Genomic DNA, 14,969 nt, shown 5'->3' on the forward strand with positions numbered 1-14,969 from the left:
TTTTTGGTCGATGTCTTTATCGCTTCGATCGAGAGAGTCCCGCGCGCAGTAGCACCGAGACGGAACCGCGCGACTCTCCCGCCTGATAGGAACGATGGCATCTGCGCATCGTTCACAGGCATCGGAAAACTCGAATGAGGGCTCGTTTTGTCGCGAGCCCGAGCTTCGAAGGTTCCCCATCAACGGATGCTGCAAAGCAAATGGAGGAGGTTCAGGTGAACACGAGAAAGAACAGGTTCCTATTGACCACAGCAGTGCTGCTCGCCGGCGTCAGCCTGGCATCGGCTCAAGGCATGCGTGAAGGCGCCGGCGGCGGGATGAGCGGAGGCGCGGCCGCTGGCGCGGAATCCGGCCGATCGGGCGGCGGAATGTCGCAAGGTGCAGGTGGTGCCTCTCACGGCGAAGGAATGACCCAGGGCCGCGCAGGTGGTCGGGCCGAGGGCCCCGCTGCGGCGCCGTCGCGTTCTGAGCGTAGCGAGGGAATGCGTGCTAGTGGCAAGGCCGATAGGGGCGAACGTCAGGCCGTCGATCAGGGCCGCGGCGCCCGCGACAACGCGCGTCAGTCCCAATCTGAAGGCGAGAAGCGTGGCAAGGACCAAACCGTTGGTCAGAGCCGAGGCGGCCCCGACCAAGCGCGTCAGTCCAGGTCCGAGCGCGACAAGAGCGGAATGAAGGACCAAACCACCGGTCAGAGCCGCAGCGACCGCGACGCTACGCGTCAGTCGCAAGGCGCAGAACAGGGTAAGAGCGCGACCACAGGCGCCAACACCAAGGACAATGTCCAAGGCAAGAAGGCGCAGGGTCAGAGCACGACGACGACCGGCGCGAACACCAAGGACAATGCCCAGGGCAAGAACGTGCAGGGTCAGAGCACGACGACTGGCGCCAAGGGCAACGCCCAAGGCCAGAACGCGCAGGGTCAGAGCGCGCCAACGACTGGCGCGAACACCAACGCGCAAGCCCCAAGTGCCCAGCAGGGCACGACGACTGGCGCCAACACTCAAGGACAGGTCAACACCCAGGCGCAAGCCCAGGGTGGGACTACCCAGAGCTTGTCCGGCCGCGTGCAAGTGAGCGCGCAGCAACAGACAACGCTGCAGCAGTCGGTGTTGAGCTCACGCAATGTGGATCGCGTGCGGGTCAACTTCAATTCCATCAACTTCCGGATCAATACCGGCGTGGTGGTGCCGCGGAACATCTCCGTGGTCGCTATCTCGACATTCCCGGTACTGATCGACATCTATCCGGCCTATCGGGACGACAGCTTCTTCGTCGTGGATGACGAGATCATCGTCGTCGACCGAAGCCGCAGGATTGTCGACTCCATTCCCGCCGGCCCAAGGACGCACTTCGCCCGGCGCGGCAGCGTGAGCGGTGGCGGCGGCAACATCGCCGCGCTGGATCTCAGCCCCGACGAGATCCGCATTGTTCAACGGGTGCTGATTGAACGCGGCCTGATGTCTGGCCAAGCAGACGGCATCCTCGGGCCCGCTACGCGCGAAGCGCTGATCACCTTCCAGAGACGGGAAGGTTTCCAGACCACCGGCTCGATCGATACCCGGACGGTCGCTGCACTAGGCGTCTCCAACCAGATCCGCGCCACGCAGGGCCAATCGACGACCACTGGTCAGGGGGCGACTGGCCAGTCGACGCAGCAGAACACGACCGGGCAAAGCACCGGTCAGACCAACGCGCCGGCGCAGCAGAACCAGACCAATGCGCCGGCACAGCAGAACCAGACCACCGGCCAGGCTGGGCAGAACCAGCCATCCACGACCGGCCAGGCTCAGCAGAACCAACCGGCGACGTCGGGCCAGGCAGGCACACAACCGCCTGCCGGTCAGACCACCGGACAGGCGCCGGCCCAAAGCAACAGTCAGTCCACCAACCAGCCCAGCAACACGCCGTCTGGGCAAACCAACCAAAATAATGCCCCGCCGCCATCGACGTCGGGTCAGCCGGCTCAGAATCAACCCAACCGGTAAGATGCCCCCAAAGCCCCGCCTCCGGCGGGGCTCTTTTTTACGGCCTGCACGGCGCCCTGGGGCGATGCGGAGCATCGAACCCGGAATCCACTTTGCCGCAGGAATACGCGGAGAAATGGATTCCGGGCTCGCCTCTTCGAGGCGCCTCGGAATGACAGAGCTTGTGGTTATGCCTTCGCCTCGCCCCGAAATCCCGTCGCGAGCACGTAACGCTCCGAGGAATCCTGCCGGCTCGCGGCGGGCTTGACGTGGCGCACGGTGGCAAAATCGCGCTTGAGCTGGGCCAGCAACTCGGCATCGGCGCCGCTCTGGAACGTCTTGGCGAGGAACGTGCCGCCGGGCTTGAGCACGTCGCAGGCAAAGGCGGCCGCGGTCTCGACCAGGCCGACGATGCGGAGCTGGTCGGTCTTGCGGTGGCCGGTGGTGTTGGCGGCCATGTCGGACATTACGACGTCGGCGCCGCCGCCCAGCATCGCGGTGAGCTTCTCGGGGGCGTCATTGTCCATGAAATCGAGCTGCGCGAAATCGACGCCGGGAATCTCCGGCATCTCGAGCAGATCGATCGCGACGACCTTGCCCTTGCCTTCCGTGGAGCCGACGCGCTTGGCCGCGATCTGGCTCCAGCCGCCGGGCGCCGCGCCGAGATCGACCACGGCCATGCCGGGCTTCAGAAGACGAAACTTGTCATCCATCTCCAGGAGCTTGAACGCCGCGCGCGAGCGATAGCCCGCTGCCTTGGCCTTGGCGACATAGGGATCGTTGAGCTGCCGCTCCAGCCACAGCTTGGACGAGAGCTTGCGCTTGCCGCCGGTCTTGACCTGGACGTGCAAGCGGCCGGTGGTGTCTTTCGCCATCTCACCAGCTCCTGAGCGCGCCGTCCTCGCGCATCATCTCGACCAGCATGCCCTCGCGCAGGCCGCGATCGGCGACGCGCAGGCGCGGCAGCGGGAAGGCGTGCCTGATCGCATCGAGGATGGCGCAGCCGGCCAGCACGAGGTCGGCGCGCTCGACGCTGATGCAATTGTTGCCGGCGCGCTCCTCGTAGCTCATGCCGAGCAGCTTGTTGACGGTCGCTGTAATGTCGGCATCGTTCATCCAGATGCTGTCGATGCGGCGGCGATCATAGCGCGCGAGGTTGAGATGGATGCCGGCAAGCGTCGTCACCGTGCCGGAGGTGCCGAGCAGATGCATGTCGCTGAGATCGCGGCCGTGCTCTGCCGCGAACGGCGCGACGTGATTGGCGACCTCGCGCTCCATCGCGGCATAGATTTCCGGCGTGACGTCGCGGCCGCCGAACTGCTCGGCAAGCGTGACCACGCCGAACGGGATCGACATCCAGGCCCGGATCCGCGGCTCCGGATTTGTGGGATCGCGCTCGATCCGCACCAGCTCGGTCGAGCCGCCGCCGATGTCGAACAGGATCGCGCCGCGCCCCCTGGGATCGACCAGCGGCGAACAGCCGAGCACGGCGAGCGCCGCCTCGGTCTCGCGGTCGATCACCTCGAGCTCGATGCCGGTCTCGGCCGCGACGCGGCTGCGGAACCCTTCCGCATTCGAGGCCGCGCGGCAGGCTTCTGTCGCGATCAGCCGCAGCCGCCGCGCCTTGCGCAGATTGATCTTGTCACGGCAAATGCTGAGCGCCGCGATGGCGCGCTCGATCGCGGCATCGCTGATGCAGCCCGTCGCCGAGACGCCCTCGCCGAGCCGGATGATCCGCGAGAAGGAATCGACCACGCGAAAGCCGTCGTGGGTCGGACAGGCGATCAGGAGCCGGCAATTGTTGGTACCGAGGTCCAGCGCCGCGTAGACGCCGGTTCCCGACTGTGCGGGGACGACCGGTCCAGTGGCCAATGCCACCGCCGCCATCGCCCCCTCCAGCTCACCGTGCAGCCCGTGGCCATCGCGGAGCCGCGTGTGGTCATTCATACAAACTGTCTTTCCGCGGCCCGATAGGCCGATCTGGAATTGCTTTTTCGCCTGAAACATTAGCAGCGCGGCAGGTCTGCGCAACATCGCATCACATGGGACCATGTCCATTCGTGCGTTGTCGTGAACGGGGTCGTGGGTTATCTGAGGGGGTCCGGTCCCCCGCTGCCGCGAAAATGCGCAAATACCGGCTTTTCAGGTCATTCCCATGCAAGAACACACCAAATCGTCCACGCTCGAAAACGCTATTGCACTGCAAAAATATGGCGTCGGGCAGCCCGTCCGCCGCAAGGAGGACGACACGCTGGTGCGCGGCAATGGCCGCTACACCGACGATTTCAACCTGCCCGGCCAGGCCTATGCCGTGATCGTCCGTTCCACTCACGCCCACGGCATCATCCGCGGCATCGGCATTGACGCCGCCAAGGCGATGCCAGGCGTACTGGGGGTGTGGACCGGTAGGGATCTCGATGCCGCCGGCTACGGCCCCTTCACCTGCGGCCTGCCGCTGAAGAGCCGCGACGGCTCGCCCCTGCTCCAGACCAACCGCCAGCCGCTGGCGACCGACAAGGTCCGCTTCGTCGGTGATCCCGTCGCCTTCGTGGTGGCAGAGACGCTGGCGCAGGCGCGCGATGCGGCCGAAGCCGTCGAGGTCGACGTCGAGCCGTTGCCGGCAGTGACCGACCCTGAGGAAGCGGCCAAGCCCGGCGCGCCGCAGCTCTATGACCATATCCCTGATAACGTCGCGCTCGACTATCACTATGGCGACATGGAGAAGGTCAACGCAGCCTTTGCCAGCGCCGCCCATGTCACCAAGATCGACATCGAGAACACCCGCGTCGCCGTGGTGTCGATGGAGCCGCGCGTGGGCCTTGCCTCCTACGACAAGAAGACCGAGCGGTACACGCTTCAGGTGCCGACGCAGGGCGTCGCCGGCAACCGCGCCAACCTCGCCAAGAACCTCAAAGTGCCGAACGAGAAGGTGCGCATCCTCACCGCCAATGTCGGCGGCTCCTTCGGCATGAAGAACATCAACTATCCTGAATACATGTGCATCCTGTACGGGGCGAAGGCGCTGGGTCGGCCGGTGAAATGGCTGGACGAGCGCTCCACCAGCTTCCTCTCCGACAGCCACGGCCGTGCGCAGAAAATCCACGCCGAGCTCGCGCTCGACGCCGAGGGGCATTTCCTCGCGGCGAAGCTGTCCGGCTACGGCAATCTCGGCGCTTACATCACCGGCGTTGCGCCGGGGCCGCTCTCGCTCAACACCGGCAAGAATTTTTCCAGCGTCTATCGCACGCCGCTGATGGCGGTCGACATCAAGACGGTGCTGACCAACACCACGCTGATGGGGGCCTATCGCGGCGCCGGCCGCCCCGAGGCGAACTACTACATGGAGCGGCTGATCGACCGCGCCGCCGACGAGATGGGCATCAACCGGCTGACCTTGCGCAAGCGCAACTTCATCAAGCCGAACCAGATGCCGTTCCCGGCCTCCTCCGGCGTCACCTATGACAGCGGTGACTTCCAGGCCGTGTTCAACAAGGCGCTCGAGATCTCCGACCACGAGAATTTCGCCAAGCGCAAGAAGGAGAGCAAGAAGGCCGGCAAGTTGCGCGGCATCGCGGTCGGCTCCTATCTCGAGGTCACCGCGCCGCCGAGCCCGGAGCTCGGCAAGATCGTGTTCGATGCTGACGGCAGCGTGCAGCTGATCACCGGCACGCTCGATTACGGCCAGGGCCACGCCACCCCGTTCGCGCAGGTGCTGTGCGATCAGCTCGGCGTTCCCTTCGAGCGCGTCAAGCTCATCCAGGGCGACAGCGACATCGTCCACACCGGCAGCGGCACCGGCGGTTCGCGTTCGATCACCGCGAGCGGCATGGCGATCGTGGGCGCCGCCAAGCTCGTGATCGAGAAGGGCAAGCGCGCGGCCGCACATATGCTGGAAGCATCCGAAGCCGACATCGAGTTCGCCGACGGCAGCTTCACCATTGCCGGCACCGACCGCAGCATCGACATCATGGAGCTCGCCAGGAAGCTGCATGACGGCAAGGTGCCGGAGGGCGTGCCCGACAGCCTCGACGTCGACCACACCAGCGAGCCGGTGCCCTCGGCGTTCCCGAACGGCTGCCATGTCGCCGAGGTCGAGATCGATCCGGAAACCGGCGTGGTGCAGATCGTGCGCTACAGCGCGGTCAACGATTTCGGCACCGTGATCAATCCGATGCTGGTCGCGGGCCAACTCCATGGCGGCGTCGTCCAGGGCATCGGCCAGGCGCTGATGGAGCACATCCGCTACGACGACAGCGGCCAGCCGATCACGGGCTCGCTGATGGACTACGCCCTGCCGCGCGCCGAGGACGTGCCGAACATGACGGTCGGCGATCACCCAGTACCCGCGACGACCAATCCGCTCGGCAGCAAGGGCTGCGGCGAAGCCGGCTGCGCCGGCAGCCTGTCGACGGTGGTGAATGCGGTGCTCGATGCGCTCTCAGACTACGGCATCAAGCACATCGACATGCCGCTGACCCCGGAGCGGGTATGGCGCGCGATCCAGGAGGCGAAGGCCAAAGCGGCGTAAGGGCTGCTTTCTCTTCGTAGACGGGCGGTGATTCACGGAAGGGCCGCGGCGTATTGGATGCCCCGGTCAAGCCGTGGCATGACACCGTCCTTGAAGTGCCGGGCCTGGCTTTTCCTGCCTCTTCCCTACGCCGCCGCCTGCTCACGCGGCTGGTAGATCGCGGTGTGCTGGCAATGCGCCAGCGGTGTCATGCCGTTGGCAACGACGAGCGCGTCGAACTCGACGAAGCGGTGGCCCTTCTTCTCGTAGTTCGCGGTGACTTTTGCCCGCGCGGTGATCTCGTCACCGATGCGTGCGGCTGACACGAGCTGCATGCGGCTGCCGACGTGGATCCACGGGCCGAGGATGGTGTTGTCGACCAGCACACGGTTCATCACCCGCTGGATCAGGCCGGGATGGCCGAGGCCCTCGCGCGCAAAGATCGGATCGGTCTCCCTGATGTCGGCGAGATAGTCGGCCGCAACCTGTCCCGCCCAGCGGCGCGGCGTCGTGCCGAACCACTTGCCGGTCTCGAACGTCGCCGGGCTGACCGGCTTGCGCTCGGTCACCGCGGGGACCTCGATGTAATCGCTCAATGAAACTACAGGCGCGGCCGCCGGCAGCGAGGCCGTCCCCGTCGCGCACAGCTCGGTGCGGCTGAACACCTCGATCGTGAGCAAGCCGTTGTGCTCGGTCGCGTCGACATTGGCGCTCTCGCCGTCATAGACCGGCTTGATGAAACGCGCCTCGATCAGCCCGCGCGACAAGAAATCGCGACCCCAGCGCGCCAGCGGCACGTGCATCATGTAGGCGAACACGTCGACGCCCGGCACCAGCCCGCCCTCGAAGCCGAAACGGCGCGCCACCGTGTCGTCATGCATCTTGTTCTCGGACTGTTTTGCGGTGTTGTAGGCCTCGACGCGATAGGTTTCGAGCCGGTTCGGCATGGGTCGCCTTCCCTGTGTTCTCATTGTTTCAGAGCGATCGTAGGCCCCAGGGAACACCGGTCAATCCCCTCGCCTTTGCGGCCCGAATGGGGTACCACGCGGCCAATGACTGACACCCCCACCCGCATCTATGTCGACGCCGACGCCTGTCCGGTGAAGGACGAAATCTACCGCATCGCGTTCCGCCACGGCGTGCCCGTGAGCGTCGTCGCCGGCAACTTTATTCGAGTGCCCCACGATCCCCTGATCGAGCGCATTGCTGCCGGCGCCGGCATGGACGCGGCCGATGACTGGATCGCGGAGCGAGCCAGGCCTGGCGACGTCGTGGTGACATCAGACATTCCGCTGGCCAGCCGCTGCGTCAAGGTGGGCGCCGACGTGATCGCGCCGAACGGTAAGCCGTTCACCGAGGAATCGATCGGCATGACGCTGGCTGTGCGCAACCTGATGACGGATCTGCGTTCGGCCGGCGAAGTCACCGGCGGCCCGCGCTCGTTCGCGCCGCGCGACCGTTCCGCATTCCTCTCGGCCCTCGACCAGACGCTGCGCCGGATCCAGCGCCGCCGCACTGACGCGGCCGCAACGAGCCAGAGCTGACCATGGCGCCGCCGCTGATCCAACTGAAAGACATCAGGCTGACTTTTGGCGGTACGCCGCTGCTCAGCGGCGTCGAACTCAATGTCGCGCCGAGCGAGCGCGTCTGTCTGATCGGCCGCAACGGCTCGGGCAAATCGACGCTGCTGAAGATCGCAGCGGGCCTCATCGAGCCCGATGGCGGCACGCGCTTCGTGCAGCCTGGCGCCACAGTCCGTTATCTGCCGCAGGAGCCGGATTTCGGCGAACTCAAGACCACGCTCGCCTATGTCGAGGCGGGGCTTTCGCCCGGCGACGACCAGCACCAGGCGCGTTATCTCTTGGAGCAGCTTGGCCTCACCGGCGAGGAGAATCCGCATAATCTCTCCGGCGGCGAGGCCCGCCGCGCCGCGCTCGCCCGTGTGCTGGCGCCCTCGCCCGACATCCTGCTGCTGGACGAGCCGACCAACCATCTCGATCTCTCCACCATCGAGTGGCTGGAACAGGAGCTCGACAGCCGGCGCAGCGCGCTCGTGCTGATCAGCCACGACCGCCGCTTTCTCACCAATCTATCGCGCTCCACCGCCTGGCTCGACCGCGGCAAGATCAAGCAGATCGACCGCGGCTTTGCCTCGTTCGAGAGCTGGCGCGACGAGGTGCTGGCGGAGGAAGAGCGCGACCAGCACAAGCTCGACCGCAAGATCGTCGACGAGGAGCACTGGCTGCGCCACGGCGTCTCCGGCCGGCGCAAGCGCAACGTCAAGCGGCTCGCCAATCTGCATGCGCTGCGCGACCAACGCCGTAATTATCGCGGCACGGCCGGCAGCGCCAATCTCGCGGCTGCGGAAGCCGAGCAATCCGGCAAGCTGGTGATCGAGGCCAAGGGCATCACCAAGGCCTATGGCGAGCGCAAGATCGTCGAGAATTTTTCGACCCGCATCCAGCGTGGCGACCGGCTCGGCGTCATCGGGCCGAACGGCGCCGGCAAGACCACGCTGGTCAATCTGCTCACCGGCGGCACGACGCCCGACACCGGCACCGTGCGGCTCGGGGCCAATCTGGAAATGGCCACGCTCGACCAGCACCGCGAGAGCCTCGATCCCAAATCGACGCTGGCCGAAGCGCTCACCGGCGGTCGCGGCGACCAAATCATGGTCGGCGGCAAGCCGAAGCATGTCATCGGTTACATGAAGGACTTCCTGTTCGCGCAGGAGCAGCGCGGCACGCCGCTGGAGGTGCTCTCCGGCGGTGAGCGCGGCCGACTGATGCTGGCCCGCGCGCTGGCAAAGCCCTCGAACCTCCTGGTGCTGGACGAACCGACCAACGATCTCGACCTCGATACGCTCGACGTGCTCGAGGAGATGCTCGGCGATTACGAGGGCACGGTGATCCTGATCAGCCATGACCGCGACTTCCTCGACCGCGTCGTCACCTCCGTGATCGCGCCTGAGGGTAACGGCAAATGGATCGAATATGCCGGCGGTTACAGCGACATGCTGGCGCAGCGCGGCGCGGACCTGAAGCGCGACACGGCGAAGGCGCAAGCACCGGCAGAGAAGAAGGAGGAGCGCGCAGCTGCTCCCGCTCCTGCACCAAAGCGGCGCCTGAGCTTCAACGAGAAGCACGCCCTGGAGACGCTGCCGAAGAAGATGGAGACGTTGCAGGCCGATATCGCAAGGCTGCAACGCGTCCTCGACGATCCCAATCTCTATGCGAAAGATCGCAAAAAATTCGACGACACCTCCGCCGCCATAGCCAAGGCGCATGACGAATTGTCCGTCGCCGAAGAGCGCTGGCTTGAACTTGAAATGCTGCGTGAAGAGATAGAGCAGGCTTGACCCATGACCACTCCCCTCGCCGCAAAAATCGCCCGTGAATACGGCACCCCCTGCGCCGTCATCGACATGGACAGGGTCGAGCGCAACATCGCGCGCATCCAGAAGGCCTGCGATGAGGCCGGCGTCGCCAACCGTCCGCACATCAAGACGCACAAGAATCCGACGATTGCCAAGATGCAGGTCGCGGCCGGAGCCAAGGGGATCACCTGCCAGAAGCTCGGCGAAGCCGAGATCATGGCCAATGCCGGCATCGACGACATCCTGATCAGCTACAATCTGCTGGGCGAAGAGAAGATGGCGCGGCTCGGCGCGCTGCAGGCGAAGGCGAATATGACGGTCGCTGCCGACAATTCGACCGTCGTCGCCGGTCTGCCCAAGGCCGCCGCCGCATCAGGCCGCCCTCTTTCGGTCGTCGTCGAATGCGACACCGGCCGCAAGCGCGCCGGTGTCGAGACCCCGGCCGAGGCGATCGCCCTCGCCCGCGAGATCGCCGCTTCCAAGGGACTGCAATTCGCCGGCTTCATGATGTATCCGACCGAAACAGGCTGGGCGGACGCGCAGAAATTTTACGACGAGGCGCTGGCCGGCGTGCGCGCGCATGGGCTGGAAGCAAAAATCGTCTCGACCGGCGGCACGCCGAACCTGAAGAACCTCGGCAAGCTCAAGGGTGGCACCGAACACCGCTTCGGCACCTACATCTACAACGACCGCATGCAGGTCGCTGCCGGCGTCGCCAGCTGGGACGATTGCGCGCTGCACATCTATTCGACCGTGGTGAGCCGTGCCGCGCCCGAACGCGGCATCCTCGATGCCGGCTCGAAGACGCTGACGACGGACACCGGCGGGCTCGACGGCCACGGCCTGATCCTGGAGCATCCAGAGGCGAAGATCGCGCGCTTTGCCGAGGAGCACGGCTTCCTCGACCTCTCCCGCAGCAACACGCGGCCCAACGTCGGCGACGTCGTCCGCATCGTGCCGAACCATGTCTGCGTCGTCGTCAACATGATGGACGAGGTGGTGATGGTGCGCGGCGAGGAGATCATCGGCACGCTGCCGGTCGCGGCCCGGGGGAAGCTGCGGTAGGGGCGCTGCTCCCACAGCCGTCATTGCGAGGAGCTCTTGCGACGAAGCAATCCAGAATCTTTCCGCGGCGACAGTCTGGATTGCTTCGCTACGCTCGCAATGACGGTGGTGAGCTAGCGAGCCATTTCAGCACGCCCCTGCCCACGGCAGCGCCGGTCGCAAACGACGCCTGCAGCAGATAGCCGCCGGTCGGTGCTTCCCAGTCCAGCATCTCGCCGGCGGCAAACACGCCGGGCAGCTTGCGGATCATGTAATCCGCTTCGAGTTCGTCGAAAGAGATGCCGCCAGCACTGGAGATCGCACGCGCGATTGGCGCCACGCCGGTGAGCCTGATCGGCACGGCGTTGATGAGCTCCGCCAATTGTTGGGGCGGCATCGCCGACAGCGATTGGCCGGCGCCAATAGCGGCCTCCTGCAACAAGCCAACGGCGACGGGCGAGAGCTGCGCAGCCTTGCGCAGGAAGTTAGAGAACGACTGCTTGCCGCGCGCGGCAGACAGGCGCTTGACGAGTTCGGCCTCATCGACATCCGGGCGCAAGGCGACGTTGAGCACCACCTCGCCGTTCGCCGCGATCGCCTCGCGCAATTCGGCCGACAGCGCATAGATCGCCCCGCCTTCGATGCCGGCTCGCGTGATGATCGCCTCGCCACGCAGGCCATGCGGGCCGAAGCTTAACGCAATCCCCTTGAGCGGCTGCCCTTCGAAGCGGGACCGAAAGACGTCGGACCAGGCGACGGTAAAACCGCAATTTGCGGGCTGTAGCGGCGATATCGCGATGCCTTTGTCCGCCAGAATTGTCGTCCAGCCGCCATCGGAGCCAAGCCGCGGCCAGCTTGCGCCGCCGAGCGCCAGCACTGTCGCTTTGGCAGCGATGACAGCCGTTCCATGGCGCGTTTGAAACCGGAGCCGCCCCTCGTCATCCCAACCGGTCCAGCGATGACGAAAGGCGAACCGCAACCCGGCAGCATCGAGCCGTCGCAACCAGGCGCGCAGCAAGGGCGAGGCCTTGAACGCCTTCGGAAACACTCGGCCGCTGCTGCCGACGAAAGTCGGCTCGCCCAGCGCCTCACTCCAGGCGCGCAGCGCGCCGGGCGGAAACGCGTCGATGGCAGCCTTCAACTTCTGCGCCGCCGCTCGGTAGCGCGCCATGAACTGCGGCAGCGGCTCGCTGTGGGTGAGATTGAGTCCACCGCGACCTGCCATCAGAAACTTGCGGCCCGCGGACGGCATCGCGTCATACACGGTGACGCGGGCACCGCCTTGCGCCAGCACCTCCGCCGCCATCAGCCCGGCGGGGCCGGCGCCGATGACGGCGATGTGGGATTCGGTTGCAGTCATGACTGGAGTTTAGGCCAGATTCTCGCGTCAGGCTCGTCATTCCGGGGCGCGCGTAGCGCGAGCCCGGAATCCATTGGGCGGCAGAGTCAGTGGCGCGATGGATTCCGGGCTCGCCCTTCGGGCGCCCCGGAACGACAGCCTTAGCAGGCTGTTGAAGAAGTAGCCAATCGGCGGGCGATAAAAGGAATGTCGTCGCCGCCTTCGAGGCATATCTTACCTTCGAGCGAGCCATCGGCGAGCTCTTCTGCCCAACCACGGCCTTTTGCGGGCTCCATCTCGTCGTTGCCATCCCATGTGAACTCGACGGCATCGCCTTCGCAACGGCCGTATATTGCCCCGGTGAGACAATCCAGGGCGAACTCGCCACCATCGTTTGTGAACAGGATGTAAGAGCCCGACCCGGCCATGTCGTGATCGGGCGTTTCCACGACGCGCCATTTGCCCCGCACGCTCATAGCTGCACCGCCAGCAGCTTGGGCAGGCGGATCAGATTGTAGGCGGCAAGCGCCAACGTAAAGACGGCGTCCACACGCTCGCGCCCTCGCAGCTTTACCTTGGCCAGACCGGCGGAACTCTTGATCCATCCGAACACTTCCTCAATCCGCTTGCGGCAGCGTTGGCTGATCTCGTAGCCGGCATGGCGGGTGGAGCGGGCATCGACCGCCGTCTTGCGCGGGACGCCTGTCTTGCTGAGGTGTCCGTCGATTGCGATGTGCGGCGTCACCGATCGTTCTCTCAAGTCGTGCACGAACTGCGTAACGTCATAAGCCTTGTCCGCGCCGAGCGTGACCCGCCGGCCTCTGGGATGGCAATTATCAATCAACGCCAGCGCTGTCTCTCGTTCGGCCGTACCGGTGGCCTGGCTGACAATGCCGCCGACCGCCAAACCATGGCGATTTTCCATCAGAGCATGCCCCATGTAGCAGAGCTTGGCCGGCTGCCCATCGCCCTTCTTGTACAGCCGAGCCTCCGGATCGGTGGTGCTTTGGTGCGTCTTGTTTGAACGCTTCTCCTTGTGGAAGCTGCGCTCAGCGTTACGTCCCGGCCCCCCACTGTCGTTGTCGCCTCCATCCCTTCTGCGGAAGCTCTTGATCGAAGCCCACGCCTCAATCAGCGTGCCGTCCACCGAGAAGTGGTCGCTCGACAATAGCCGCTTCACTTTCGGCTGAGCCATTACCGCGGAGAGGAACTTAGCGGCGATCTCACCCTCTAGCAGCCGGTCGCGGTTCTTGGAAAAGGTCGAGTGGTCCCACACCGGATCGTCCACGCCAAGACCGACAAACCAGCGGAACAACAGGTCGAACTCCAGCCGCTCCATCAATTGTCGTTCCGAGCGGATGCCATAGAACGCCTGCAACAACATCGCCCGAAGCAGCCTCTCCGGTGCAATCGAGGGTCGGCCAAAGTCCGTGTAAAGCCCCGCAAATGCCTTCGATAGATCGTCCAGCGCAGCGTTCACAATCTCCCGGATCTTCCGTAAGGCGTGATCCGGGCGAACCCGCGCTTCAAGATCCACGTAACTGAAGAGCGATCCAGACCGCTCGTCCGATCCCCGCATCATGGCCTCCCGATTCAACTATCGAGAGAATCACGTCCACTGCCATCCCGCCAGAGACTTCTTCAACAGCCTGTTAGAGCTTGATCCCCGCCCGCACTGCTGCCTGCGCGACGTATTTCTGCGTCTGCTCGAACGCCCCCGTCAGCGCCTTGGCCTTCGACATGTCGCTGATCTCGGCAAAATGCGCGGCGACCGCATCCGGCGTCCATTCGGACTCCGGCAGGTTGATGCCCTCGCTCTCCAGGATCTTGATCACGGCGAAGGAGCCGGCGCCGGCGCCCATGATGGTGCGGGTGGGCGCGTCCTCGCTCAGCATGTACTCGACCGCGGGCGTGATCGCGTTGGGCTTCATCAGTTGCAGCGCCTGCGGCGGCAGCAGCTCTTCGGTCATGCGGGTCGCCGCCGTCGGCGAGATGATGTTGACGCGAATGTCGTTCTTGCGGCCTTCCTCGGCCAGCACGTTCATCAGGCCGACCATGCCTGATTTCGCCGCGCCGTAATTGGCCTGGCCGAAATTGCCGTAGAGGCCGGAGGACGACGTCGTCAGCACGATGCGGCCGTAATTGCGGTCGCGCATGCCGGCCCAGGCCGCCTTGCAGCAATAGAAGGTGCCGACGAGATGCACGTCGAGCACCTTCTGGAAATCGGCCGCTTCCATCTTGCCAAACGACTTGTCGCGCAAGATGCCGGCATTGGCGCACAAGAGATCGACGCTGCCCCACTCCTTGGTGGCGCGCTCGACCATGGCGGTGACCTGCTCGAAATTCGAGACGTCGGCGCCGTCGGCCATCGCGGTGCCGCCGGCTTTGCGGATCTCCTCGACCACGGCTTCGGCCGGCGACAGCGAGCCGCCGGTGCCGTCACGCGCGCCGCCGAAATCGTTGACCACGACCTTGGCGCCGCGGCTGGCCAATCCCAACGCATGCGCGCGACCCAGACCATTGCCCGCGCCGGTGACGATGGCGACGCGTCCGTCGAACCTGATTGCCATGAGTAAGGGTCTCTATTCTTCTTCCCTTCTCCCCTTGTGGGAGAAGGTGGCGCGAAGCGCCGGATGAGGGGTCTCTCTCTACAGATGCGCTCGCGGAGAGAGACCCCTCACCCGCCTCGCGTTCCGCGAGGCACCCTCTCCCACAAGGGGAGAGGGTGAAACCCCGCTC

Annotated in this window: 12 protein-coding genes; 5 read left to right on the plus strand and 7 right to left on the minus strand. The window is 65.2% G+C overall.

Features of this window, described 5'->3' with window-relative positions; genetic code table 11:
* Positions 1-134 precede the first annotated feature (134 nt).
* Positions 135-1,985 carry a peptidoglycan-binding protein gene (locus tag XH85_RS27735; RefSeq protein WP_245473802.1) on the plus strand — a complete coding sequence of 617 codons (1,851 nt, stop codon included), beginning with the start codon at positions 135-137 and terminating at the stop codon, positions 1,983-1,985.
* A 167-nt stretch (positions 1,986-2,152) separates the two neighbouring features.
* Here XH85_RS27735 and XH85_RS27740 read toward each other — a convergent pair whose 3' ends face one another.
* Entirely contained in the window at positions 2,153-2,839 is a 687-nt protein-coding gene (locus XH85_RS27740; protein ID WP_091895795.1) for an RlmE family RNA methyltransferase, read from the minus strand.
* Position 2,840: 1 nt separating this feature from the next.
* Entirely contained in the window at positions 2,841-3,911 is a 1,071-nt protein-coding gene (locus tag XH85_RS27745) for a Ppx/GppA phosphatase family protein (protein ID WP_128934352.1), read from the minus strand.
* Positions 3,912-4,119: 208 nt separating this feature from the next.
* Here XH85_RS27745 and XH85_RS27750 point away from each other — a divergent pair, with 208 nt between their 5' ends.
* Positions 4,120-6,492 (plus strand): xanthine dehydrogenase family protein molybdopterin-binding subunit, encoded by a 2,373-nt coding sequence (locus XH85_RS27750; RefSeq protein ID WP_128934353.1) that lies wholly within the window; start codon positions 4,120-4,122, stop codon positions 6,490-6,492.
* Between the two features lie 125 nt (positions 6,493-6,617).
* Here XH85_RS27750 and XH85_RS27755 read toward each other — a convergent pair whose 3' ends face one another.
* A complete protein-coding gene (locus XH85_RS27755; RefSeq protein WP_128934354.1) occupies positions 6,618-7,418 on the minus strand; it encodes a hypothetical protein in 801 nt (266 codons plus the stop codon).
* 105 nt (positions 7,419-7,523) lie between these two features.
* Between XH85_RS27755 and XH85_RS27760 the strand changes: the two genes are divergently transcribed.
* Genes XH85_RS27760 through XH85_RS27770 form a run of 3 tightly spaced genes read left to right on the plus strand, consistent with a single transcriptional unit; the run spans position 7,524 to position 10,912 of the window.
* Complete coding sequence (locus XH85_RS27760) at positions 7,524-8,015, plus strand: YaiI/YqxD family protein (RefSeq protein WP_128934355.1); 492 nt, start codon at positions 7,524-7,526, stop codon at positions 8,013-8,015.
* A gap of 2 nt (positions 8,016-8,017) precedes the next feature.
* Positions 8,018-9,829 (plus strand): ABC-F family ATP-binding cassette domain-containing protein, encoded by a 1,812-nt coding sequence (locus XH85_RS27765; protein WP_128934356.1) that lies wholly within the window; start codon positions 8,018-8,020, stop codon positions 9,827-9,829.
* A 3-nt stretch (positions 9,830-9,832) separates the two neighbouring features.
* Positions 9,833-10,912, plus strand: coding sequence for a D-TA family PLP-dependent enzyme (locus tag XH85_RS27770; RefSeq protein WP_128934357.1), 1,080 nt, complete (start codon positions 9,833-9,835; stop codon positions 10,910-10,912).
* Positions 10,913-11,000: 88 nt separating this feature from the next.
* Here the strand turns inward: XH85_RS27770 and XH85_RS27775 are convergent, their stop codons facing one another.
* From XH85_RS27775 to XH85_RS27795, 4 genes are all read right to left on the minus strand, one after another.
* The gene (locus XH85_RS27775) at positions 11,001-12,251 is read right to left on the minus strand and encodes a BaiN/RdsA family NAD(P)/FAD-dependent oxidoreductase (protein WP_128934358.1); all 1,251 of its coding nucleotides are present in this window, start codon (positions 12,249-12,251) and stop codon (positions 11,001-11,003) included.
* A gap of 140 nt (positions 12,252-12,391) precedes the next feature.
* On the minus strand, positions 12,392-12,706 hold the full coding sequence (locus tag XH85_RS27785) for a hypothetical protein (RefSeq protein ID WP_128931407.1): 315 nt from the start codon (positions 12,704-12,706) through the stop codon (positions 12,392-12,394).
* Positions 12,703-13,809, minus strand: a complete 1,107-nt coding sequence (locus tag XH85_RS27790; RefSeq protein ID WP_128937143.1) for an IS5 family transposase — start codon at positions 13,807-13,809, stop codon at positions 12,703-12,705. Before XH85_RS27790 ends, XH85_RS27785 begins: the two co-directional genes overlap by 4 nt.
* A gap of 73 nt (positions 13,810-13,882) precedes the next feature.
* A complete protein-coding gene (locus XH85_RS27795; RefSeq protein ID WP_128934359.1) occupies positions 13,883-14,800 on the minus strand; it encodes an SDR family NAD(P)-dependent oxidoreductase in 918 nt (305 codons plus the stop codon).
* Positions 14,801-14,969: the final 169 nt, after the last annotated feature.

Origin of the sequence: Bradyrhizobium zhanjiangense, assembly GCF_004114935.1 — a bacterium.
Lineage (GTDB): Bacteria > Pseudomonadota > Alphaproteobacteria > Rhizobiales > Xanthobacteraceae > Bradyrhizobium > Bradyrhizobium zhanjiangense.

Bases quoted from the DNA above. Each gene is read 5' to 3' on its own strand.
- XH85_RS27735 (WP_245473802.1), top strand. From the start codon at position 135: ATGAGGGCTCGTTTTGTCGCGAGCCCGAGCTTCGAAGGTTCCCCATCA.
- XH85_RS27740 (WP_091895795.1), bottom strand. From the start codon at position 2,839: ATGGCGAAAGACACCACCGGCCGCTTGCACGTCCAGGTCAAGACCGGC.
- XH85_RS27745 (WP_128934352.1), bottom strand. From the start codon at position 3,911: ATGAATGACCACACGCGGCTCCGCGATGGCCACGGGCTGCACGGTGAG.
- XH85_RS27750 (WP_128934353.1), top strand. From the start codon at position 4,120: ATGCAAGAACACACCAAATCGTCCACGCTCGAAAACGCTATTGCACTG.
- XH85_RS27755 (WP_128934354.1), bottom strand. From the start codon at position 7,418: ATGCCGAACCGGCTCGAAACCTATCGCGTCGAGGCCTACAACACCGCA.
- XH85_RS27760 (WP_128934355.1), top strand. From the start codon at position 7,524: ATGACTGACACCCCCACCCGCATCTATGTCGACGCCGACGCCTGTCCG.
- XH85_RS27765 (WP_128934356.1), top strand. From the start codon at position 8,018: ATGGCGCCGCCGCTGATCCAACTGAAAGACATCAGGCTGACTTTTGGC.
- XH85_RS27770 (WP_128934357.1), top strand. From the start codon at position 9,833: ATGACCACTCCCCTCGCCGCAAAAATCGCCCGTGAATACGGCACCCCC.
- XH85_RS27775 (WP_128934358.1), bottom strand. From the start codon at position 12,251: ATGACTGCAACCGAATCCCACATCGCCGTCATCGGCGCCGGCCCCGCC.
- XH85_RS27785 (WP_128931407.1), bottom strand. From the start codon at position 12,706: ATGAGCGTGCGGGGCAAATGGCGCGTCGTGGAAACGCCCGATCACGAC.
- XH85_RS27790 (WP_128937143.1), bottom strand. From the start codon at position 13,809: ATGCGGGGATCGGACGAGCGGTCTGGATCGCTCTTCAGTTACGTGGAT.
- XH85_RS27795 (WP_128934359.1), bottom strand. From the start codon at position 14,800: ATGGCAATCAGGTTCGACGGACGCGTCGCCATCGTCACCGGCGCGGGC.